Origin of the sequence: Pyxidicoccus xibeiensis (genome assembly GCF_024198175.1) — a bacterium.
Lineage (GTDB): Bacteria > Myxococcota > Myxococcia > Myxococcales > Myxococcaceae > Myxococcus > Myxococcus xibeiensis.
Genome location: NZ_JAJVKV010000001.1, coordinates 93,682 through 116,470 on the forward strand (window position 1 = coordinate 93,682; position 22,789 = coordinate 116,470).

Annotated in this window: 17 protein-coding genes; 7 read left to right on the forward strand and 10 right to left on the reverse strand. The window is 71.2% G+C overall.

What is annotated here, in order from left to right:
• Positions 1 to 106: 106 nt before the first annotated feature.
• The 3 genes from LXT23_RS00335 to LXT23_RS00345 form a co-directional block, all read right to left on the reverse strand.
• Complete coding sequence (locus LXT23_RS00335) at positions 107 to 2,875, reverse strand: PQQ-dependent sugar dehydrogenase (RefSeq protein WP_253978020.1); 2,769 nt, start codon at positions 2,873 to 2,875, stop codon at positions 107 to 109.
• Between the two features lie 119 nt (positions 2,876 to 2,994).
• The gene (locus LXT23_RS00340; protein ID WP_253978021.1) at positions 2,995 to 3,777 is read right to left on the reverse strand and encodes a PhzF family phenazine biosynthesis protein; all 783 of its coding nucleotides are present in this window, start codon (positions 3,775 to 3,777) and stop codon (positions 2,995 to 2,997) included.
• Between the two features lie 34 nt (positions 3,778 to 3,811).
• Complete coding sequence (locus LXT23_RS00345) at positions 3,812 to 4,537, reverse strand: lysophospholipid acyltransferase family protein (RefSeq protein WP_253978022.1); 726 nt, start codon at positions 4,535 to 4,537, stop codon at positions 3,812 to 3,814.
• A gap of 364 nt (positions 4,538 to 4,901) precedes the next feature.
• Here LXT23_RS00345 and zwf point away from each other — a divergent pair, with 364 nt between their 5' ends.
• The 5 genes from zwf (at position 4,902) to LXT23_RS00370 (ending at position 11,209) form a co-directional block, all read left to right on the forward strand.
• Positions 4,902 to 6,443 carry a glucose-6-phosphate dehydrogenase gene (gene zwf, locus LXT23_RS00350; RefSeq protein ID WP_253978023.1) on the forward strand — a complete coding sequence of 514 codons (1,542 nt, stop codon included), beginning with the start codon at positions 4,902 to 4,904 and terminating at the stop codon, positions 6,441 to 6,443.
• A complete protein-coding gene (pgl, locus tag LXT23_RS00355; RefSeq protein WP_253978024.1) occupies positions 6,440 to 7,111 on the forward strand; it encodes a 6-phosphogluconolactonase in 672 nt (223 codons plus the stop codon). The genes zwf and pgl overlap by 4 nt, the downstream gene beginning before the upstream one ends.
• A 31-nt stretch (positions 7,112 to 7,142) precedes the next feature.
• Positions 7,143 to 8,567, forward strand: coding sequence for an NADP-dependent phosphogluconate dehydrogenase (gene gndA, locus LXT23_RS00360; protein WP_253978025.1), 1,425 nt, complete (start codon positions 7,143 to 7,145; stop codon positions 8,565 to 8,567).
• A 148-nt stretch (positions 8,568 to 8,715) separates the two neighbouring features.
• Positions 8,716 to 9,540 carry a hypothetical protein gene (locus tag LXT23_RS00365; RefSeq protein ID WP_253978026.1) on the forward strand — a complete coding sequence of 275 codons (825 nt, stop codon included), beginning with the start codon at positions 8,716 to 8,718 and terminating at the stop codon, positions 9,538 to 9,540.
• An 82-nt stretch (positions 9,541 to 9,622) separates the two neighbouring features.
• A complete protein-coding gene (locus tag LXT23_RS00370; RefSeq protein ID WP_253978027.1) occupies positions 9,623 to 11,209 on the forward strand; it encodes a hypothetical protein in 1,587 nt (528 codons plus the stop codon).
• A gap of 27 nt (positions 11,210 to 11,236) precedes the next feature.
• On the opposite strand, the gene LXT23_RS00375 is transcribed toward LXT23_RS00370, so the two are convergent.
• Positions 11,237 to 12,733 (reverse strand): sensor histidine kinase, encoded by a 1,497-nt coding sequence (locus LXT23_RS00375; protein ID WP_253978028.1) that lies wholly within the window; start codon positions 12,731 to 12,733, stop codon positions 11,237 to 11,239.
• Positions 12,733 to 13,446 carry a response regulator transcription factor gene (locus LXT23_RS00380; RefSeq protein WP_253978029.1) on the reverse strand — a complete coding sequence of 238 codons (714 nt, stop codon included), beginning with the start codon at positions 13,444 to 13,446 and terminating at the stop codon, positions 12,733 to 12,735. Before LXT23_RS00380 ends, LXT23_RS00375 begins: the two co-directional genes overlap by 1 nt.
• Positions 13,447 to 13,566: 120 nt before the next feature.
• Here LXT23_RS00380 and LXT23_RS00385 point away from each other — a divergent pair, with 120 nt between their 5' ends.
• Positions 13,567 to 14,397: a metallophosphoesterase gene (locus tag LXT23_RS00385; RefSeq protein ID WP_253978030.1), complete on the forward strand. Its 831-nt coding sequence runs from the start codon at positions 13,567 to 13,569 to the stop codon at positions 14,395 to 14,397.
• Positions 14,398 to 14,406: 9 nt separating this feature from the next.
• On the opposite strand, the gene LXT23_RS00390 is transcribed toward LXT23_RS00385, so the two are convergent.
• From LXT23_RS00390 to LXT23_RS00410, 4 genes are all read right to left on the reverse strand, one after another.
• Entirely contained in the window at positions 14,407 to 16,050 is a 1,644-nt protein-coding gene (locus LXT23_RS00390) for an acyl-CoA synthetase (RefSeq protein WP_253978031.1), read from the reverse strand.
• A 198-nt stretch (positions 16,051 to 16,248) separates the two neighbouring features.
• On the reverse strand, positions 16,249 to 17,652 hold the full coding sequence (locus tag LXT23_RS50000) for a zf-HC2 domain-containing protein (RefSeq protein ID WP_267146662.1): 1,404 nt from the start codon (positions 17,650 to 17,652) through the stop codon (positions 16,249 to 16,251).
• Positions 17,649 to 18,209: an RNA polymerase sigma factor gene (locus LXT23_RS00405; protein WP_253978032.1), complete on the reverse strand. Its 561-nt coding sequence runs from the start codon at positions 18,207 to 18,209 to the stop codon at positions 17,649 to 17,651. The genes LXT23_RS50000 and LXT23_RS00405 overlap by 4 nt, the downstream gene beginning before the upstream one ends.
• 132 nt (positions 18,210 to 18,341) lie before the next feature.
• On the reverse strand, positions 18,342 to 18,521 hold the full coding sequence (locus LXT23_RS00410; RefSeq protein WP_253978033.1) for a hypothetical protein: 180 nt from the start codon (positions 18,519 to 18,521) through the stop codon (positions 18,342 to 18,344).
• A gap of 190 nt (positions 18,522 to 18,711) precedes the next feature.
• Between LXT23_RS00410 and LXT23_RS00415 the strand changes: the two genes are divergently transcribed.
• Positions 18,712 to 19,716 (forward strand): cupin-like domain-containing protein, encoded by a 1,005-nt coding sequence (locus LXT23_RS00415; RefSeq protein WP_253978034.1) that lies wholly within the window; start codon positions 18,712 to 18,714, stop codon positions 19,714 to 19,716.
• 5 nt (positions 19,717 to 19,721) lie between these two features.
• Here the strand turns inward: LXT23_RS00415 and LXT23_RS00420 are convergent, their stop codons facing one another.
• Positions 19,722 to 22,484 (reverse strand): CHAT domain-containing protein, encoded by a 2,763-nt coding sequence (locus LXT23_RS00420; RefSeq protein ID WP_253978035.1) that lies wholly within the window; start codon positions 22,482 to 22,484, stop codon positions 19,722 to 19,724.
• Between the last annotated feature and the right edge of the window lie 305 nt (positions 22,485 to 22,789).

Genomic DNA, 22,789 nt, shown 5'->3' on the forward strand with positions numbered 1-22,789 from the left:
TACCACCAGCGAACAGGCCATGGACGGCCGAGGCACTGGAACCACTGATGGCTCCAGCCCTCGGACCGGCCAGCGCGCTACACGTAACGGCACCTGAAGCCCCGTCCTACTCCTCGCGCGCCCGCCTCCGACGCAGTGCCAGCGCCGCGAGCGCCAGCCACGCGAGCGGCCCCACCGGAGCCACGCCGCAGTTGCAGCCACTCTCCTCCTCGAGAGGCGGCGGGCTCGCCCCCGCATCCGTGCCGCCCGTGCCCGCATCCGTCCCGGCATCCGTGCCCGCATCCGTCCCGGCATCCGGCTCGGCCAGGTCGCAGCTCCCCTCGCCCACGCACACCTTCACCTGGGCCTCGGCCTGCCGCCCCGCGGTGTCCACCACCACGAACCGCAGCATGTGCCCGCCCGGCGACAGCGCGGTGGTGTCCCAGCGGTTGTGCTCACCGCCGAAGTGGAAGTGATTGCCCGCTTGCCTGTCGGTGTATTGCAGCACCCCATCCACGTAGAACTCCGCGTGAGTGCAGCCCACGTCGTCCACGCAGTCGCCGAAGAACTCCGCCGTGGCCCCCACCACCCGCTCGCCCTCCACCGGACGCGTGAGGACGGCCCGCGGCGCCACATCATCCATCGTGGTGACGGTGAAGGACTGCTCCACGTCCGGTGACACGCCGTTGCTCGCCCGCACCGTCACCTGCTCCGCGCCCGGCGCCGAAGGCGTCCAGGAGACGACGCCGGTGGCCGCATCGATGCTCATCCCCTGCGGCCCACGCACCAGCGAGAACGTCGGAGCCGGCCGCCCGCTCGCCTCCACGTCGTAGCGGTAGGGATTGCCCACCACGGCGGTGGTGACAGGCGTGGAGGTGATGCCGGGCGCCAGCGGCTCGTCATCCAGCTCGACGGCCTCCACCTCGCGCGCATCCAGGCCCGCCGCGGCCACGGTGATGATGGCCGTGCCTTCCAGGTTGTCCGCGTCCGGGTTGGCCCGCAGCGTGACGACCCTCCGCGTGCTCCAGTTGCTGGTGGTGAAGCTGAGCGAGGCCCCGTCCTGCACGAGGATGTCACCGTCCCCCCGGGTGCGCGCCACGGTGACGTTGACGGTTCCAGAGGGCTGCTTGTCGAGCGCCACCTCGAAGGTCGCCGTGTTGTTCTCCGGGACGCCCACGCGGGTGGACGACAGCACCAGCCGAGGCGCGTTGTCGTCAATGGTGGTGGCCACCACGGACTCCGTCGCCATCCCGTCCGCCGTCACCGTGAAGGTGGCGGTATCGGGAGCCGCATCCGCATCCACCGCCGCCTCCAGCATCACCACCCGCGGCACGTTCCAGTCCGTGGTCGAGAAGGTCATCTGCGCGTCCCCGGAGACGCCCAGGTCCGGCGAGCCGCCCATGGCGCGCATCACCTGCACGGTGACGGCGGCGGCAGGAGCCTCGGCCAGGCGCACGGTGAAGGCGGCGCGTCCGCCCTCCACCACGCGCAGGTTGAGCCCGGACACCACCAGCTTCTGCCCCGTCGCTGTCGGAGTGATGCGGCGGAGCGTTCCGCTGGTGTAGCTCAAGGCGTAGAGCGCCCCATCCGGCCCCACCGCCATGTCGACGTTCGAGCTGAAGCCCGTGCCCCACGAGTCCACCGTGGCCACGGAGTTGTCCTGCGCCAGCGTGGCCCGCGTCACCTGCCCGGAGTTGAAGTCGCCGAAGAAGTAGTTGCCGCGGAACGCCGCAGGAAAGAGCGTGGCGTCGTAGAAGGTGCCACCGGTGATGGAGCCTCCCAGCGCCTGGGTCCTCACCAGGCCCCCGCCACTGTTCGCATCCGGTAGCCCCGGCTGCGCCACGGTGAACGTGGTGGAGTTGGTGGCGTCGGGCACGGACAGGACGCTGGCGACGTAGAACGTGCCGTTGAAGCTCTCCGTCCCCACGCTGAAGACCTCCACCTTCTCGCCCTTGCGCAGGCCATGCCGCTGCTCGGTGGTGAAGGTGGTGACGCCGCCCCTGCGCACCGCGCCGGCCCCGGTGATGCCGCGCTCGTCCACGCCGTTGGTGCGGTACTTGATGACGGGCGTGATGTAGTCGTTACCCTCGGGCTGGTTGTTCTCGTAATCGTTGTAGCCGGCATGGGAGCGCCTGCTCACGACGAAGACCTGCTCGTAGCCATCTCCCACCGTGTTCACCCAGAGCAGCCCGGTGGCTGGCTGGAAGGTAAGGGTGAAGGGATTGCGCTGACCTCTCGCCCAGATGTACTCGTTGTTGGGCCCCACTCCGTCATTGAACGGGTTGTCGTTGGCGGGTGTGCCATCCAGGTTGGCGCGCCCCACCTTGGCCGCGAGCGACGTCAGGTCCGCGTCCACGCCCGTGCCGTTGCCCAGGTCCCCCACCGCCCAGTAGAGCTTCCCGTCCGGCCCGAAGCCGATGCCGCCGCCGTCATGGTTGGCGCCCCGGGTGGGCAGCCTTGGAATCACCACCGTGCGCGCGGTGCCCGTCCCATTGGCGTCCGTGTAGCGGACAATCTGCTGCTCGGACGCGGAGACGGTGACGAAGAGGTAGACGTAGCGGTTGACCACGTAGTTCGGGTCGAACGCGATGCCGATGACGCCGCACTCGCTGGAGGTATAGACGACGGGCTCCGTCGCGAACGTCCGCGTCACCAGGATGCCGCCCCCGGTCTGGGTGGTCTCCAGGACGCCGTCCTTCATCGTCACCACCACCACCGGACCATTCTTGATGGTGATGAACAGGCGGCCCGAGCCATCCGGCGCCCACGCCATGCCCGTGGCCGGGGTGATGGCGTTGGAGGTGTAGTTCGTCTCCGTGAAGCCGGACGGCACCGCGGCCTGGCCCGGCACGGCCAGCAGCAACAGCAGTAGAGAAATCGCGAGGGATGTGCGCATGACCCGCCACGCTAACGCACGCGGCGCGCATGCTCAGTCGGTCATTTGTACTCGCCGACACCATCCGCAGCCGGACCGGCTTTTTCCGCCCCGGCTGACGGGTGACGCCCGCACTTCCGTCACCAGGTGATGAAGCCCTCCAGGTACAGCGCGGCCTGGCCTGCGATGCGCACCCGCGCGCCGCGCTCCTCACAGCGCAGCTCGCCGCCGCGCGCGGACACCTGACGCGCGAGGAGCGACTTCTTCCCCAGCCGCTTGGCCCAGTACGGCACCAGCGAGCAGTGCGCGGAGCCCGTCACCGGGTCCTCCGGCACGCCCGCGCGCGGCGCGAAGAAGCGCGACACGAAGTCCGAGTCCTTCCCCGGCGCCGTCGGCACCACCGCGAAGGTGTCCAGCTTCGCCAGCAGCGCCAGGTCCGGCCGCAGCGCGCGCACCTGCTCCTCCGAGTCGAAGACGGCGACGAGGTCTCTCGAGGCGAACGTCTCGCGAGGCGCCGCGCCCAGCGCCTCCACCAGCCCCGCGGGCGCCAGGCACGGCGAGGGCGGGCGCGAGGGGAAGTCCATCGCCAGCCACCCGTCCGCCTCCTGCGTCACCACCAGCGGCCCGGAGCGCGACGCGAACTCCACGCGCTCCAGCCCCACCTCCCACCGGTGGAAGAGCACCCACGCGGCGGCGAGCGTGGCGTGGCCGCACAGGTCCACCTCCTGCGCGGGGGTGAACCAGCGCAGCCGGAAGCCGTCGGCCTCGCGGACGAAGAAGGCCGTCTCCGAGAGGTTGTTCTCCAGGGCGATGGCCTGGAGCTCCGCGTCCGGCAGCCACGCCTCCAGCGGGCACACCGCGGCGGGGTTGCCGCCGAAGACGCGGGAGGAGAAGGCATCCACCTGGAAGAGGGGCAGGCGCATGGGGCTTCCTTTCATTCAACCAACGCCCGCCGGCTCAGCCGGTGGCGGACAGGGTCTGCTCGTACAGCGAGCGCACGCGGCTGGCCAGCTCCGCCGGGTCCGGGCCGAACGACTCGGGTGGCAGCGGCGGCAGCACGCGCACGCGGATGGAGGCGCGCGGGCTCATCCACGGGCCGTCGCCGTGCAGCAGGCTCGGCGTGCCCTCCACCACCACCGGCACCACCGGCACGTGCTCCTCCAGCGCCAGCTGGAAGGCGCCCCGCTTGAAGGGCAGCAGCTGGCCTCCGGTGGAGTACGTCCCCTCGGGGAAGATGAGCACCGGCATGCCCCGGCGCAGCCACCGCCGGCACGGGTCCAGCAGCTGGTGCATCGCGGTGGACGAGCCCCGGACGATGGGCACGTACGCCAGCAGCGTCATCATCCAGCCCACCAGCGGCAGGGAGAACAGCGACGCCTTCGCCACGAACTTGTACGGGTGGAACAGGCCCATGACGGCGAGGATGTCCGCGGCGGACTGGTGGTTCACCACCAGCACGCAGGGCCCGGCCGGAATCTGCTCGCGGCCTTCGATGCGCGTGCGCCAGCCGGGCGACGCGTGCAGCCATATCCAGTGGCACCAGCGGCACACCAGCCCGTGCAAGAGCCGCCTGTCCCTGTCGAACGGGTACGTGACGAGCAGCAGCAGCGCCCCCAGCGTGAAGAGCATGGGCGCCGTGACGGCGAAGACGAGCCAGAACCAGAGCGTGACGGCGTACTTCATGGCGTGATGGCGGGGGCAGCCGTGTGGGACGTCATGGGCCCGGGGGTTTATCACCTTCCAGCCCCCGCCCGGGTGTCCCCGAGGCATGCGGCCGGACGGGCCCCGGCCCCCCACCTCGACCGGGGACTGCGCGCCGCCCTGGAGCTTCGCGAGCGGCGGACAGCAGCCGCCAGGTGGCGCGCCTGCTCTGCCGCCGTTACATGGGCGGGCAAAAAGGCTCGTGCGGCGTCGCGCGGGTGACGGCAGCTTCCCTCGAGGTCCGAGCGGACGTTGCGCCCCTGTCACTGCGTGCACTCGAACTTGCCAGGCGGAAGCCAAGGCGGCGTAAGGTGCCCGCCGTTTCACCCCCGAGGGAGGCAGCGACATGGACGCGCAGGGCCTGCACATCGAGACCCACCCCCGCGAAGGAGACCCGGTGCTGCGCGCCGGCCGCCCGGACCCGTGCACGGTGGTGCTCTTCGGCGCCACGGGGGACCTGGCCCAGCGCAAGCTGTTCCCCGCCCTCTTCGAGCTGGCCCGCGCCAACCTGCTGCCCGAGCACTTCGCCGTCGTCGCCTTCAGCCGCTCCACGCTGGACGACAATGCCTTCCGCGAGCACGTGAAGGCCGGCCTCCAGAAGTTCGCCCGCACCCAGCCGCTCGACGAGGCCACCTGGCAGCGCTTCGCCCCGCGCCTGGAGGGCATCTCCGGCGGCTATGACGACGCGGCCTCCTTCGCCCGCCTCAAGGAGAAGCTGGAGCAGGTCGCCCAGCGCCACGGCACCGAGGGCAACCAGCTCTACTACCTGGCCACCCCCGCCTCCACCTTCCCGCAAATCCTCAATGGGCTCGCGGGCGCCGGCCTGCTGACGCGCGAGGAGCGCCCCCACCAGACGCCCTGGCGGCGGCTGGTGATTGAGAAGCCCTTCGGCCACGACCTGGAGAGCGCGCGCGAGCTGAACCGCGAGCTGTCGGCGGTGCTGGACGAGCGGCAGGTGTTCCGCATCGACCACTACCTGGGCAAGGAGACGGTGCAGAACATCCTCGTCTTCCGCTTCGCCAACGCCATCTTCGAGCCCTTGTGGAACCGCAACCACATCGACCACGTGGAAATCACGGCGGCGGAGAAGATTGGCGTGGAGAACCGCGGCGGCTTCTACGACGAGACGGGCGTCATCCGGGACATGGTGCAGAACCACCTGCTCCAGGTGCTCGCGCTGTGCGCCATGGAGCCGCCGGTGTCCTTCGGCGCGGAGGACATCCGCGACGAGAAGAACAAGGTGTTCCGCGCACTGCGCCCGCTGGAGGGCCGCGACGTGTCGCACGCGGTGGTGGCGGGCCAGTACCAGGGCTACCGCCAGGAGAAGGGCGTGAAGCCCGACTCGCGCACGCCCACATACGTGGCCATGAAGATGAACGTGGACTCGTGGCGCTGGCAGGGCGTGCCCTTCTACCTGCGCGCGGGGAAGAACCTGAAGCAGCGGCTGACGGAGGTGTCCATCCACTTCAAGTCGGTGCCCATCGGCCTGTTCTCCGGCGAGGGCGCCACGTGCCAGCGCCTGCAGCCCAACGTGCTCACCCTGCGCATCCAACCGAAGGAAGGCATCGCCCTCTCCTTCGAGTCCAAGGTGCCCGGCGAGGACGTCAGCATCGCGGGCGTCACCATGGACTTCAACTACGCGGAGAGCTTCGACCAGCCGGTGCCCGAGGCGTACGAGCGGCTGCTGCTGGACTGCATGCGCGGCAACGCCACCCTCTTCGCGCGGCAGGACAGCGTGGAGCAGGCGTGGTCCTACGTGACGCCCATCCTCCGGGCGCTGGAGTCCGGCGAGGGCGGCGACATCCACACCTACGCGCAGGGCACGTCCGGCCCGGACGCCGCCGCCGCGCTGCTGGCCCGTGACGGCAGGCGGTGGACGCGGCTATGAGCTTCGCGGCCCCGCTCGTCGTCCCCTCGGAGTCGCTGGCCCGGGAGGCCGCCGCGTGGCTGGCCCGCGGGCTCCAGGACGCGCTCGCCGCGCGCCCTCGCGCCAGCCTGGCCCTGTCCGGCGGAGGCACGCCGGGCCCCGCGTACCGGGCGCTCGCGGAGGTGAAGCTTCCCTGGGAGCGGGTGGACCTCTTCTTCGTGGACGAGCGCTTCGTGCCGCCGGACCACGCCGACAGCAACTACCGGATGGTGGAGGACACGCTGCTCGGGCCGCTGCGGCTGCCCTCCTCGCAGGTGTTCCGCATGGAGGGCGAGCGCGAGGACCGCGACGCCGCCGCGCGGGACTACGAGAAGAAGCTGCCCCCGGTGCTGGACGTGGTGCTGCTGGGCATGGGCGAGGACGGCCACACGGCCAGCCTCTTCCCCGGCCACCCCGCGCTGGAGGAGCGCGAGCGGCGGGTGCTGGCGGTGGTGGGCCCCAAGCCGCCGCCGTGGCGGATGACGTTGACGCTGCCGGTGCTGCTGTCGGCGCGCGCGGTGCTCAACCTGGTGGCGGGCGCGGGCAAGCGGGACACGGTGCGCCGGGCGATGGCGGGGGACGTGGCCCTGCCGGCGGCCCGGGTGACGAACACGCAGTGGATGCTGGATTCGGCCGCCGCCGGGCGGTGAGCGGGCGCGAACAGGACCTCAGGAGGGAATCATGAGTGCGGAAGCGGGCGCGCAGTTCGGTGTGGCGGGCATGGGCGTCATGGGGGCGGCGCTGGCCCTCAACATCGCGGACCGTGGCTTCCGGGTGACGGTGTGGGACCGGCATCCGGAGCGCATCGACCAGATGCACGAGAAGTACGGGCACCCGGAGGTGAAGGGCACCGCGTCGCTGGAGGAGTTCGTCCAGCGGCTGGAGCGCCCGCGCAAGGTGCTGCTGATGGTGACGGCGGGCGCGGCGGTGGACCAGATGATGGAGCGCCTGTTCCCGCTGCTGTCGCCGGGTGACGTCATCATGGACGCGGGCAACTCGTGGTTCCTGGACACGCGCCGCCGCGAGGAGCTGTGCAAGTCGAAGGGCCTGCACTTCCTGGGCATCGGCGTGTCGGGCGGCGAGGAGGGCGCGCGGAACGGTCCTTCCATCATGCCGGGCGGCCCGCCGGAGGCGTACGCGCTGGTGCGCCCCGTGCTGGAGGCCATCGCCGCGCGTGCGGAGTCGGGCCTGTGCGTCACCCACGTGGGTCCGGACGGCGCGGGCCACTTCGTGAAGATGGTGCACAACGGAATCGAATACGCGGACATGCAGCTCCTGGCGGAGACATACGACGTGCTGCGCCGGGGCCTGGGGCTGGACGCGGGCGCGCTGGCGGAGCTGTTCTCCAAGTGGAACGAGGGCATCGCCGAGTCCTTCCTGCTGGAGACCACCATCCAGGTGCTGCGCAAGAAGGACGCGGAGACGGGCCGGCCGCTGGTGGACCTGGTGCTGGACAAGGCGGGCCAGAAGGGCACCGGCAAGTGGACGGTGCAGGTGGCGCTGGACCTCGGCGTCCCGGTGCCGTCGATTGCCTCGGCGCTGGATGCGCGCACCCTGTCCTCCATGAAGGATGAGCGCGTGGCGGCGAGCGGCAAGCTGAAGGGCCCTTCCGAGGCGCTCACCGCGGAGGAGAAGGCGCAGCTGGCTTCCTGGGCGCACGACGCGCTGTATGCGGCGCGGGTGGTGACGTACGCGCAGGGCATGCGGCTCATCCAGGCGGCGTCCACCGAGTACAAGTGGAACATCTCGCTGGCGGAGATGGCGCGCATCTGGCGGGGCGGCTGCATCATCCGCGCGAAGCTGCTCACCCCGCTGCGCGAGTCCTTCGAGCACCAGCCGGCGCTGCCGAACCTGGTGGTGTCGGACGCCTTCGCGCCGGTGCTGGAGCGGCTGGCGCCCGCCTGGCGCAGGCTGGTGGGCGTGGCCACGAAGGCGGGCATCCCCGTGCCGGTGTTCAGCACGTCGCTGGCGTACCTGGACAGCTACCGCAGCGCGGAGCTGCCGCAGAACCTCACCCAGGCCCAGCGCGACGCCTTCGGCGCGCACACCTACCAGCGCCGGGACAGGCCCGAGGCCGGCTTCGTCCACACGGAGTGGGCGAAGTAGCCGGGGACCCGGGTGCTTCCCAAGGCTTCCTGGGACGGTCTTCCAGGAAGCCTCCGGTCAGCAGCCATGGTGAGTCCGGACGGCCCCCGTCAGCGGCCCTTCTCGGCTCCTGCTTTCAGGCGGCCAGGGTCTGATTTAATGCCTTCGCATGTCCTTGTGGCCAGCGTCCGACCCACCTCCGGAGACCAACCGAGCAGCCTTCGCGGATGTGCTGTCCGACGACCTCGAGCGGGCGCGTGCCGTGCTCGCGAGCGTCCCGAGAGCGCCGCGCGTGCCCTCGAAGGGGGCCCGGCGCCTGGTGCTCGCCTTCGCGGGCCCCCAGCGCGTCGTGCTCTACAGCTGCCTCTTCTTCCTGTTCGCCGGTTGGCTCAGCTGTGCCTTCCTCGAGTCCCATCGCACCCCGGGGGACCTGCTGCTGGACCTGAGCTCCTTCGAAGTCCCCGGCGTCGTCGACTCGGTCGAGGTGGGGATGCGCAGTCGCAGGCATGCGCCCGTGTACTGCGCGCGCTTCCACGCGGAGGACGGCGGGCTGGTGGGGCGCAGCTGCGAGCGGGGCGGTAGCTTCCACCCGGGCCAGCGCGTGGTCCTCGAGTCGCGCGGAAGTCAGGCCCGTATCCGTGGCACCACCCTCAGCCCCATCGGGCGCGTGGGAGGGCTGATGCTCGTGTTTCCCCTCGTGGGCGCCGTGGGCGTGTTGCTCGTCCTGCGGGCCAACCACCGTGAGTCGCGCGCGGCCCGCGTGGGCATCCCGATTCTCGCGCGGGTGACGTACTTCGGCGCCGGGAAGCCGGTGCGCAAGGAGGGGCCGCCGCCCACGGAGCTGCGCTGGAGCTTCATCGTGCGCGGCGAGCGGTATGAGGGCCGCCTCTCCCTGGACCACGCGTCCGAGTTCGACTTCCTCCCCAGCCGCGACGTCATCGTCGTGCTCTACGACCCGGCGGCTCCGGGCATCAACACCGTCTACGTGCCCTAGGTGAGGGGATTTCCGGGGGAGTTCCGTTCTCGTCCGGGGGAGCAGCCCATTCCGGGCGCCTTCCCGAGAAGGAGCTCCGTCCATGTCGCCGATTCCATCCCGGCGTGTCGCACTCGTGTGTCTCTCGCTGGTGGCCGCGACGGCCTGCATGACCGGCCCGCACAACGGCACCACCACCCCAGACCCGGTGATTGGCGAGTCGTTCCTGTTCGAGGGCTACTACCCCGAGCCGAACACCCCCATCTCACTCCAGGTCATGAACAATCCGGGCCTGGACCCCACTGTCGACGCCAACTGGACCCAGTTCGCCACGACCACCACCTCCACCTCCCCCATTTCGTTCAACCGGACGGAGCCGCTCTACCAGTTTCGCGTCAACGCCACGCCCGTCCCCGGCGTCGGGTTCGGGCTGCGCTGGTCCACGGGAGGACTGGTGAAGGTGCGCGCGGTGGCCAAGGACCCGGGCGGCGAGACGAAGCTCTACACCTTCGACGACATCACCTACGGGAGCTGCTTCGCCGAGAACGTCAACGAGCCCTGGGACGTCCTCGGCACCAACTGCCAGGGCGTGGGCATCAACCGCTCCGCCCTGGTCTCCACCCGGAACAGCCCCGTCGACGCGCCCCCGGGCAGTCGGACCGTGTTCCTGGGCAAGAAGCAGAGCAACCTTCCGAGCCAGGCCGCCGAGGAGGCCGAGACGCTGCAGTACTACGCGCAAATCCAGGCGCCCGCGACGCTCGCCGCCTTCCGGACGAAGTTCGGCTTCCCCAACAGCGAAGTCACGGCGACCTACTACAACGACGGTGACCTGGGGATTGGCCGGGAGATGCACTGCCGCTCCTTCCTGACGCCGCAATCCCAGACGGGCGTCGCCTGCTACGTGAGCAACTACGCCGAGCAGGTGGACGGCGTGCCCGTCTTCGGCGGCAGCTCGGCCACTGCGCTCGCGGACGCGGTGAGCCGGACGAACGAGTTCGCCACCGTGGCCATGGTCTACACGCCGCCCGCCAACACCGCCAACAGCGTCCAGTTCATGGTCTACGACGCCCAGGGGCTCCTGGCCCCCAAGGCCCAGCTCGACAACGCGGCCGACAACACCTTCGTGCCCGGCAACTGCCTGACGTGCCATGGCATCCGGGCGACCTACAACGCGAACACGAACTCCGTGTCCGGCCAGGCGAAGTTCCTGCCCTTCGACGTCTTCAGCTTCCGGTATTCCAACGCCCCGGGCTTCACCTACGCCGAGCAGGCCAACGCGCTGCGCTCCCTCAACGACCTCATCACGAGGACCTCGCCCACTGCGGGCATCAGCGACTTCATCACCGGCATGTACGCGCCCAAGGCAGTGAGCGACGTGACGGCGATGGCCAATGACACCTACGTCCCCACCCAATGGAAGCAGACGAAGCAGAAGGGCCTGACCCTCTACAACGGCGTCGTGAAGCCCTACTGCCGCACCTGCCACATGTCCGCGGTGGACAATGGCGCTGCGTTCCTCGACCAGGCCTCCCTCGAGGCCTACGCGGCCACCATCAAGACGGAGGTCTGCGGCTCGGGCACCGCCCGCACCATGCCCCAGGCGGAGCATGTGATGCGCAAGTTCTGGAAGAGCGGCGCGCGCGCCTACCTCGACCTGGGTCTGGACCTGCGCTCTCACTGCAAGCCCTGACGCTTCCCGCGTCCTGAAGCGGGGCAGCTACCGGGCGGCAGGTCCGCGCGTGAGGGGCAGGCCCACCACGAAGGTGGCGCCTGCCCCCGGAGGCGAGCGCACCTCGATGCGACCGCCGTGCGCCTCCACCACCGCGCGCGCCAGGGCCAGCCCCAGGCCCGTCCCGTGCCGGTCTCCCCGGCGCGTGAAGAAGCGGTTGAACAGGCGCGGCAGGTCCGCCTCTGGAATCCCCGGCCCGCTGTCCGTCATCGCCACCTGAAGCACGTCCGCCCCCGCGCTCACGGTGACGCGCACCCAGCCGTCCCGGCCCGCGAAGGACGCCGCGTTCTCCAGCAGGCTGCGGAAGGCCAGCTCCAGTCGCTGCGGCACACCCTGGACGACGAGCGGGCCCGACGGCCGCGTCAGCTCGAAGCGGATGCCCTCATGGCGCGGGTCGCTCCGCAGCGACGCGACGAGCCCGTCCAGGTGCTCGCCCACGTCCACCGGCTCGCGGCCCTCGTTGGGCAGGCCTGCCTCGGCGCGCGCCAGCTCCAGGAACTGGGTGACGAGCGAGTCCAACCGCACGGCGCTCCCCTTCAGCGCCTCCGCCAGCCGCTCCTGGCGGGCCGGGTCCAGCGGGCCGGGCTCGGCCAGCCGCTCCGCGCAGGCGCGCACCGCGGCCACCGGGTTCTTGAACTCATGCGCCAGGTCCGCGAGGAACGCCTCGTTGGTGCGCGTGCGCTCACCCAGCGCCGTCAGCACGGTGTTGAAGGCGTCGGTCAGCTCGCCCAACTCGCGCGGACGCCCCAGGGGATTGCGGGACGGTGCGGGCAGGGAGAGCGCCTTCGGCACGGCCTCGGTGGCGCGGGCCAGCAGCTCGCTGCGCAGCGCCTCCACGGGCCGCACGAAGGAGCGCACCGTCCACCACGCGAGCCCCAGCCCGAGCGCCGCCGTGAAGAGCACCAGCTTGAGGAGCTGCCGCCGCGACTCGGAGACGGCCTGGAGCGCGCGGCGCGAGCTGCCCTCCACCAGGACCACCTGCACCGCGCCACGCGGCCCCATCACCTTCACTGCCGACGCGCAGAGAAAGAGGTTGCCGGGGATGGAGGCCCGGCAGGAGCCGTCCCGCCCGGACTCCAGCGCCGCGGTGACTTCCGCGCGCCCGAGCGGTGGCCCCCAGTCCTTGTCCAGACGCTCCAGCACGAAGGCGCGCTCCGGGCCGTAGAAGACGTCCCCGAAGAGCACGCGGGGCCCATGACCGAGGATCCTGTTCTCATCGAGGAACACCGTCCCCTCGGCGTCCAGCACCCGGATGCGCTGGTAGTACTTCCACGCGCGCCGGGCGGCCAGGTCACGGGCCGCCTCGACTCCGTCCGTGCGCAGCGCCTCCGCCACCAGGGTCGCGCTCTCTTCGGTCCGCTCCTGGATGCGGTCGCCGAACAGGGACTCCACCCCGCTGATGGCCATGACGCCCAGCAGCGGCGACAGCACCACCACCAGCGCCAGCAGGAAGGCATGCCTCCGCAACGTCCCGCGCCGCCGCATCACCCTTCCTTCCACCGGTAGCCCACACCCACCACCGTCTCGATGCAGTCGAACGCCGGGTCCACCGCCTCCAGCTTCCGTCGCAGCCGCCGCACGTATGTGTCGATGATGCGGTCCACGACGATGGAGTCATCGTCCCGCGTGAGCTGCAGCAGCTTCTCCCGCGAGAACAGCACCCCCGGCCTCCGGGCGAGCGACTCCAGCAGCCGGAACTCCGTGACGGTGACGCGCACCGGAGTGCCCTGGTAGCGCGCCTCCAGTCGCTCCGCGTCCAGCTCCAGCGCGCCCCGCACCAGCCGGGGGCTCCGGGCCGTCCCGCCTCCGCGCAGCTCCTCCCGGCGCAGCAGGGCCGCCACGCGCGCCAGGAGCACCCGGGTGCTGAAGGGCTTGCTCACGTAGTCGTCCGCCCCCAGCTCCAGCCCCAGCGCCTCGTCGATTTCACTGTCGCGCGAGGTGAGGAGGATGAGCGGCGTCGCGTCCCCCGCGCCACGCAGCCCCCGGCAGAGCGTGAAGCCGTCCACGCCCGGCATGTTGACGTCGCTGACGATGAGGTCCGGCTTGTCCTGGCGCAGCCGCTCCAGCCCCTCCCTGCCGTCCCGTGCGCACGTCACCCGGTGGCCCGCGTCCTCGAAGGACAGGGACAGCACGTCGAGCAGCGCCACGTCGTCGTCGATGAGCAGCAGGTGCGCCATGTGCAGGGAAGCGTATGTCACGCGGGCGCGTGGAGCAGGCCGTCCCCACACGTTTCACACACGTTTCATCCCGGGAGCACTCCGGGTCCACACCTCCGGGACACCCTTCCTTCCATTCACTGGAGGAGGACCCACGTGCGCATGAGTCGAAGGCAGTTCGTCCTGGGCAGCACGGCAGTGCTCGCCACCCCGTATGTGGAGAAGGTCGTGCGTCCGAAAGGAGGAACCTGGGAGTTCGAAATCTCGCGAGTGGACGTGGCCCTCCGGGGCCTGGACCCGGCGCACGAGGGGCTCCGGGTGGCCCAGCTATCGGACCTGCACATCGGCCCGTCGACGCCGGACGGGCGCATCATCCACGCGGTGCGGATGCTGGAGCGCGAGGGCGTGGACCTGGTCGTCCTCACGGGGGACTACGTGACGAACAAGGGAGACCCGCTGGAGCGCGTGCAGGAGCTCCTCACGGGCATCCACATCCCCGCCTTCGCGGTGCTCGGCAACCATGACCACTGGACGGCGCCGGCCTACCTGCGCCAGGGCCTGGAGCGCGCGAACATCACCGTGCTCCAGAACACGCACACGGTGACCCGGATACGGGGCGCCCCGCTGACCGTGCTCGGCGTGGATGACGCGCGCAGCGGCCACGCGGACGTGGAGGCCACGTTCCGGGGCGCGCCGACGTCGGGCTCGCGCCTGGTGCTCGCGCACACGCCCATCACCGCCGACTCCCTGCCGGAGTCCCAGGGCCTGCTCTGCCTGTCGGGCCACACGCACGGCGGACAGGTCTACGTCCGGGGCATCACCGAGCGGGTCTATGCCGCGCTCGACTCGCCCTATGTGCGTGGGCGCTACGACTTGCGAGGCAACGTGCTCTACGTGAATCGCGGCCTGGGCTACGGACGCGGTGGCCGGAAATACCGCATCGGCGCGGACCCGGAAATGTCCATCTTCACCCTCCGCCGCTTCGAGGCGTGAGCGTGAAACCTACGCGGGCTTCGGCGGCGTGGCCCGCAGCTCCGCGCGCCGAATCTTGCCGCTCACCGTCTTGGGCAGCTCGGTGACGAACTCGATGTCGCGCGGATACTTGTACGGCGCCGTGGTGTGCTTCACGTGCTCCTGGAGCTCCTTCGCCAGCGCCTGGGAGGCGACGTGGCCCGGGGCCAGCACCACGTACGCCTTGATGCGCTGGCCAATCTTCTCGTCCGGCACGCCGATGACGGCCGACTCCGCCACCGCCGCGTGCTCCAGCAGCGCGGACTCTACCTCGAAGGGGCCCACCCGGTAGCCGGACGTCTTGATGACGTCGTCCGCGCGGCCCACGAACCAGAAGTAGCCCTCCGCGTCCCGCACCGCCCTGTCTCCCGTCACGTACCAGTCCCCCCGCCGGCAGGCCTGGTTGGCGGCGTCATCCCCCAGGTACTCCTGGAACAGGCCCACCGGCCGCTCCGGCGCCACGCGCACGGCGATGTCGCCCTCCTGCCCGTCCGCCACCTCGCGGCCCGTGTCGTCGATGATGCCCACCGTGAAGCCCGGCGACGGCTTGCCCATGGAGCCCACGCGCGGCTCCACCGAGGGGAACATGCCCACCACCATCACCGTCTCCGTCTGCCCGTAGCCCTCGCGGATGTGCAGCCCCGTGGCCGCCTTCCACGAGTCGATGACCTCCGGGTTGAGCGGCTCGCCCGCGCTCACCGTGTGCCGCAGCGAGGACAGGTCGAAGCCCTTCAGCTCCTGCAGCACCAGGGCCCGCCACGCGGTGGGCGGCGCGCAGAAGGTGGTGACGCGCTGGGACTCCAGCACCCCGAGCAGCTTCGCCGGCTCGAACCGCCCCCGGAAGTCGTAGACGACGTTGCACGCCCCCTGGCTCCACGGCCCGAAGAGCTTGCCCCACGCGCACTTCGCCCAGCCGGTGTCGCTCAGCGTCAGGTGCCGGTCCTCCGGCGTCAAATCCAGCCAGTACCGCCCGGTAATCACGTGGCCCAGCCCGTAGCTTGCCTGCGTGTGCAGCACCATCTTCGGCATGCCCGTGGTGCCGGACGTGAAGTAGATGAGCAGCGGGTCCTCCGCGCGTGTGGGCTCGAAGCCCGCCGCCTGCGCGCCCACGTCCGCGTCTACCGAGTAGCGCACCCACGGCGAGGGCGCGCCCTCCCCCACCGCCACCCAGGTCTTCACCCGGCCCGCGCCCGCCAGCCCCTCGAAGCGGTCCAGGCAGCCCACGTCGGCGATGACGGCGCTGGCGCTCGCGGCCTCCAGCCGGTAGCGGATGTCCTTGACGGTGAGCATGGGCGTGCCGGGCATGAAGACGATGCCCGCGCGGATGCACCCCAGCACCAGGAACCACCACTCCGGTACGCGCGGCATGATGATGAACGTCCTGTCCCCCTTGCGCAGCCCCTGCCCCGCGAGGAAGCGCGCGGCGTGCAGCGAGTGCTGCCGCAGGTCCTCCCAGGTGAAGCGCCGCTCCCGTCCCGCCTCGTCGGACCAGAGCATCGCCAGCGCGTCCGGCCGCTCGCGGGCGTGCCGGTCCACCACGTCGGTGGCGAAGTTGAAGTGCTCGGGCCGCTCCCACCGGAAGTCGCGGCGGGTGGCCTCGTAGTCACTCATGTTGCGCGGTGCGGACGGGGGCATGCGGGTGCTCCTGGAGGGGGCCGTCTCCGGAGCCTGCCACGCCCCGCGCGCTCCTGGCCCTCCCGCGTCGCCGCCTCCGCCCGGTGGACGACACGCGCCCCGCGGAAAACAAACGAGGCCGGCCCTCTCGGACCGGCCTCCCGTGAAGCCCTGGCGCTCCGGCATCGAGCCGGGGCCGGGCGTCTCAAGCCTCGTGCTTCAGTAGATTTCCGAGCAGTTGAGCAGCTTGCGGTGCGCCTCGCAGGAGCGCAGCGTGGCCAGCAGCATCTGCTCCGCGCTGCTCTGACGGCCCGCCAGGTCCTCGCTCCGGGCGCGCTCGCGCTCGGCCAGCATGCTCAGCCACGGGTCCCTCGAGCCATACGCGAACCGCTGGAGCGCCTGGAGCGCCTCGGCGTCCTTCGCCGCCTCACCCGTGTGCACCAGCGCGCCGAAGTAGAGGTCCCACTCCTGCGAGCGGCGCAGCGTGTCCAGCACGCCCGGCGTGCCCTCGCCCTTCAGCAGCTTCGCGTACTCGCGGGCCAGCGGGGCGCGCACGGCGAAGTCACGCGCCGCCATGTCATTGACGTAGTCCTGCAGCACCGTGCCGCCACCCACCCGGTCCAGCTCCGCCGCCAGCGGCAGCAGCGCCGTCACCGCGCCCGGCGTGGTGGCCGTGCGCACCGTCTCGTAGAGGGCCTCGCGCGCCACCGCCGGCTGCTGCACCAGCTGCGCGACGTCCGCCTTGCCCTCGGACAGCTGCGCGGACGCTTCGCTCACCAGCTGGCGCCACCGCGCGCCTTCCGACTCGCGCTTGTTGCGCAGGTCGTTCGCCCGGGCCTCGGCCTCCTGCTTCCAGCCCTCGTCCTGGTCCGGCAGCGCCGCCACTTCGCGGAAGGACGCCTCCGCCTGCTTCAAGAGCCCGCGCCCGTGCAGCGCCAGCCCGCGGTTCCACAGCGCCTGCGCGTGCTTCGGCTCCTGGCGCAGCGCCCCGCCCAGCAGGCCCAGCGCCTCCTCCCACCGCTGCCGGCGCATCACCACCACCGCGCGGTCATTGTCCTTGTCCGCCGACTCCGGCGCCCGCGCCAGGAAGGCCTCCGCCTGCTGCCAGTCCCCGCGCAGCGCGTACGCCGCGGCGATGCCACTGAAGTCCTTGCGCTCCTCCAGCTCCGCCAGCGGCCGCAGCGGCAGCACGTCCATGGAGTGCGCCGTGCCGCGCATCGGCACGTACGGCAGGAAGCGGTCCGCCTTCGGGTGGCTCAGCCGCGCGTCCAGCGTCCGCTCCGTCGCGCTCGCCAGCCACACCTCACCCGGCAGCTCCGGCTCCGCCTGCATCCGCACCACCCCCACCGCCGCCAGCCCCGCCGCCAGCGCCACCGGTACCGCCGTCCGGTACGCCCGGCTCAGCCACGGCCGCAGCCGCGTCACCTTGCCGCCGCCCTCCGGCGCCTCCGCCTCCGTGCCCGCCAGCGCCCTCGTCGCGAGCAGCTCCAGCTGGAGCAAATCCCTCAGCCCCACTTCACAGTCGGCACACCGCGTCAGGTGGTTGCGGAATGCATCCGCCTCCGTCGCCGACAGCTCGCCGTCTACGAAGAGATGCAGCTTGCTGCATGGTGTCGTGTTCATGAGCTCGTCGCCCCCTGCTCCCGGGCTACCGCCACCTGGGGCAGCAGCAGTTCCTTCAGGTCCCGGCGCGCCAGCGTGAGCCAACTGCCCACGGTGCCCACGGGAACGTTGAAATGCTCGGCGATGGCCGTGTACCGCTTGCCCTCCGCGTGCAGCCGGTAGGCGTCACGCAGGTGCGGCTTGAGCTGATCAATCGCCTTCTGGAAACCCTCGGTGTGCACCAGCTCCCAGTTCTCCCGGGGCTCCTCCGGTGTACCCGCCATGTCCTGCACCAGCGCCAGGTGAGGCAGCCCCCGGGACTCCGTCCGCTGACGGCGGCAGTAGTCCAGGAAGCGGTTCGTCATGGTCGTACACAGCCAGGCCGCTGCCGCCGAGTCCGTCCTGTCCTTCAGGTGCTCGAACTCCGGCATCGCCCGCTCGAAGGTCTCCTGAACCAGGTCCTCCGGCTCCAGACTGGAGCGGGCGCACAACCGGCGGGCCAGGCCCAACAGGCCCGGCCGGTGCTGACGGATGAACGCTTCAAAGCGTCTCCGCTCCCGGTTGAAGAGGTTTGCCATGATGCCCCACGCTTGCGCTGCTGGTGGTTTCCCAGTCAGAAACGCGCGACGCCTTATTCCTTGGAAAGAAAAAGAGCGCGCCGGACAGGAAAATGCCCGGGAGGGTGGAAAAACCCTGTCCGGGCAAGGGGATCAGCGAGACTCGGGTGCCGCCCCGTCCGCGTCCACCAGGGGCGGCGTCGTCGGCAGGGGCGTCGGCTGGCGCTGGCGCTGCAGGGCCTCGGTGGTGGAGCAGTCCACGTAGTTGCTCCGCACGAGGGGCTCGGCGTCGGCGGTGGGAGTCGTCGCGGAAGGGGTGGCACCGGTCGTCATGGCGCTCGCTCCTCATGCTGGCCGGGGACGGACAGCACACTAAGTCTGTGTGCGGACTGATTACAGACAGCACACGGAGTGGGTAGTCAGTGGAAACTTGAGACGTCGGTGTCCTTAGCATGCCGGAAGCGATTCCGTGAGAGGCCGGCGGTCGAGATGGACCCTGGAATCCAGAGAGTTCTCAATGAGCATGGATAAGCCCCGCCTCTCCCACGAGTGGCGGTTGTGGTTGGTTGAAAACCTGGCGCTGGGGCTGGGCGAGGACGCGGCGCGACAGGCCCTGGTGGGTGCCGGCGTGGCGGAGGACGTCGCGCGTGAGGAGGTGGCGGCCGTGGCGGCCCACCCCTACTTCCAGGCCTGCCAGCGCCTGGGGCGCCGGTATGCCTGGATGGAGTCCGTCATGGACTCGTACAGCAACCTCCACCGCCAGGCCGGGCACCACCGGGCCCTGGAGAAGCGGGCGGACCTCACCCCGGAGGCGTTCTTCACCCAGTACTACTTCGGCCACCGGCCGGTGGTGCTGACGGGGATGATGGGGGACTGGCCCGCGCTGGGCCGCTGGTCCCTGTCCTACCTGGCGGAGAAGGCGGGGGACGCGGAGGTGGAGGTGATGACGGGGCGCAACGCGAACCCGGAGCACTCCCCCCAGGCGGAGAAGCACCGCACCTCCATGCGCTTTCGCGACTACCTGCGCATGGTGGCGACGGGGGGCGAGACGAACGACTACTACATGGTGCCGCGCAACGAGAACTGGCGCCGGGACGCGCTGGCGCCCTTGCGCGAAGACGTGCGCGCCCCGCGGGGCATCATCGCCCCGGAAATCCGCCCGGACATGATGACGCTGCTCCTGGGCCCCGCGGGCACCGTCACCCCGCTGCACCACGACAACATGAACGTGCTGCTGGCGCAGGTGATGGGCCGCAAGCACGTGCGGATGGTGCCCTCCTTCCAGCGGCACCTCGTGTACTCGCGCCTGGGCACCTTCAGCCACGTGGACGCGGGCAACCCGGACCTGAAGGCCTTCCCCCTCTACGCGGAGGCCAACGTGGTGGAGGCGGTGGTGGAGCCGGGGGAGCTGCTCTTCATCCCCCTGGGCTGGTGGCACTGGGTGCGCGCCCTGGACGTGAGCGCGTCCGTGACGTTCCACCACTTCCAGGTGCCCGGCGGAAATACGTACCTGCCCGAGCCCCGGTAGGGCCCTCAGTCCCCCGTCTCGATGAGCAGGATGTGCCGCGTCCAGGCGGCGCGGGCGTCTCGCGTCAGCCACTTCACCCGCTCGTCGCGCAGGGCCAGGGCGGGGGCGGTGCCCGCGCGGATGCGCTGGCGCACGCCGTCGAAGAAGCGGCCGGCCGCGTCGGGGATGTCCACGGTGGAGGCCAGCACCGCCCGCGCGCCCGCGTCGATGAAGGCGGCGGGCAGGCTGAACGGCTCGTAGGAGGCGGACGTGGTGGTGCGGCCCGCGCTGCACGCGGCCAGGAACACCAGGGGCGCGCCCGACAGCTTCTGCTCGCGCACGGCGTCCGCGGTGAGCGCGTAGCGGCCGTCTCCCTCGGGGGAGAGCACCACCAGCGACGCGTCGGAGATGGTGGGGTCCACCAGGCCGTGAGCGTGAATCTCGATTTCGGTGGCGGCCTTCATGCTGGCCAGCACGCGCGAGGGCGTGGCCTCCGAGCCGGTGAGCACCTGCATCGCCGTGGGCTCCGGGTCCGGCGGCGGCGTCCAGGCCGGCAGCCGGGGGAGCTGGAGCAGCGAGGGTGCCTCCACGCTGGAGACGACCAGCCGCTGCGGCGTCGGCGCCGCCGCCTGGGCCCGCGCGCCCCGGCCCAGCCGGAAGCTCCAGGCCACCTCCGCGGGGAACAGGTCCGTGCGCCCCAGCACCGGCGGCCACGCGAAGACGTCCACCTGCTCGCAGCCGCGGAGCACCTGCCGCAGCGGCTCCGGGATGAGGCGCGACGAGCTGATGCGCGCGAAGCTCTCCTTGCGGTCCGCGTCGTAGTGCCCCTTCACCTCGCCGCCCGGCCCCTGCACGACAATCGTCGTGCGCTCACCGTGGACGGACAGCCCCAGCGAGCAGCGCTTCGGCGCGGGCGTGTCCAGCTGGTCCACCATCAGCGCCAGCGCCTTGGGGAAGTCCCCCGCGCGTCCCGCCTCGGAGATGAGCGTGGAGTTGCTCAGCGCCCAGGCCTCGCGCGCCAGCGTGTCGCTGCGCGGCAGCTTCTTCGTCTCGTCGATGGTCTGCCGCAGCAGCGCCTCGCCGCGCGCGCGGTCCTGCTCCATCACGTAGCGGCCCTCGAGGTAGCGCGCATACGAGAAGTGCCCCGGCAGCTCGTAGACGAGCGTCTGGGTGCCGCCGATGGCGCGCTTGAGCAGCTCCAGGTCGTTCGGCCCCTGGTGCGTGCGGGCCAGCTCCGCCAGCGTCGCCGCGAACATCGGGTCCAGCTTCGCGCCCGGGCATGAGACCGCCGCGTCCAGCTCCCGGCGCGCGGGCTCCAGCTTGGCGTCCAGGTAGTAGATGTGCGCCAGGTTGACGCGGGACCAGTAGCAGTCCCCGTTGCGCCCGCCCCGCGCGGCCCACTCCTCCACATAGGCCCGGGCGCTGGCGAAGTCGTTGCGCGAGCGCGCCGCGTGCACCAGCGTCTCCAGCGCGGTGAACTCCAGGTGCCACTCGCGCAGCTGGCGCGCCCAGGACCACGCGGTGCGCGCGTGCTGCTCCGCCTCGGTGAGCCGCTGCAGGTCGATGTAGAGCATCGTCAGGCGCAGCTCCAGGTCCACGCAGCGCGCGGAGAAGGCCCCCTCGCGGCAGCGCTGGAGCGCGGCGAAGATGCGCTGCTCGGCCTTCCACCACGTGCCCTCCGCCACCTCCTTGCGGGCCAGCTCGCGCTCGATGATGAGCTGGAGCCACGGGTCCTGCTGGCGGCCCACCTCCGCGCGCGCCTCCTCCAGGTTGGGCCCCTGCGTGGCCTTGGCCAGCAGCAGCGTGCCCAGGAAGACGTCGCCCTCGCCGGAGGCGCGGGCCTGCTGCCGCACCCGCTCCAGCTCGCCCAGGTGGCCCTTCACCAGCTCCGCGTAGCCCTTCGCCAGCGGGCCGCGCCGCGCGAAGTCCCGCGCCGCCACGCGCCGCACGTAGTCGCTCATGGCGGAGCCGCCCTGCAGCTTGTCCAGCTCCTGCGCCAGCGGCAGCAGCTCCAGCGCACGCTCCTTGGAGGTGGCCGAGCGCACCACGTCATAGAGGTTCTGCCGGACGACGCCGGGGTGCTGGCGCGCCTCCTCCAGCGGCAGCGGCTTCTGGGCGCCGTCCTCCATCAGCGCCAGCGTGGCGTCCCGCGCGGCCTGCCACCTGCGGGCGCGCTCCAGCGTCTCCTCGCGCAGGGTGAGCGCGTGCGCGTGCGCCTCGCGGCCCCAGCCCTGCTCGTTGAGCGTGGCGACCTGCTCGTAGGTCTCCGCCGCCTTCATGGTGAGCCCCATCTCCTGGAGCACCAGCGCGCGGTTCCACAGCGCCTGGGGGTGCTTGGGGTGGGAGGTCAGCACCGCGTCCAGCAGCCGCAGGGCCTGCTCGTGGGCGCCGCGCGCCAGGTGCACCGCGGCCAGGTCGCTGTCGCGGTCCGGGGACTCGGGCATCCGCTCCAGGAAGGAGGCCGCCTGGTTCCACTCGCCCTGCAGGGCATAGGCGGCGGCGATGCCACCCCAGTCCCCGGCCTCCTCCAGCCGCGCCAGCTCCCTCAGGGGGATGGGCTCGGGGGGCACGGGACAGCCACCGGACGACGTGCGCGGCCGGTGCTTGTCTGCCTCCGGGTGCGTCAGCCGGGCCTCGATACGGGCGGACGCGCGCCGCTCGGCCCAGAACTGGGCCGGCACGCCGCCACCACTCCCCTTGGAGGGAGCCCGCGCCAGGAAGACCGTCAGGACGAGCACGGGCGTAGCCAGCGCCAGCACCAGGAGTTTGTCGTACGCCGGCTTCAACATACTGCCCCCTCGGGCGACACCCCCACGCAGCCGCCCACCTACCGCGTTCTACACCAACAACCCTGTACCGCCGACCTCGCGCCGGACGGCTCGGTCCAGACCCGGGGGGTCCAGACGTTCCTCATTCCACGGAATCCCTGTCCACGCGGGCTGCCCAGCGTTGAATTCCATGCCTTGCTGAAGCCCTGCTCCTGACCTCTGGAGCCCCCTCCCCGTCCTGACTGGCCGCATTACGGCCAGCGGCCAGGCCGGAAACCGGGCGGCCTGGAGAAGAGACGGAGTACGGCGGAATCCTTGAGCAGCAT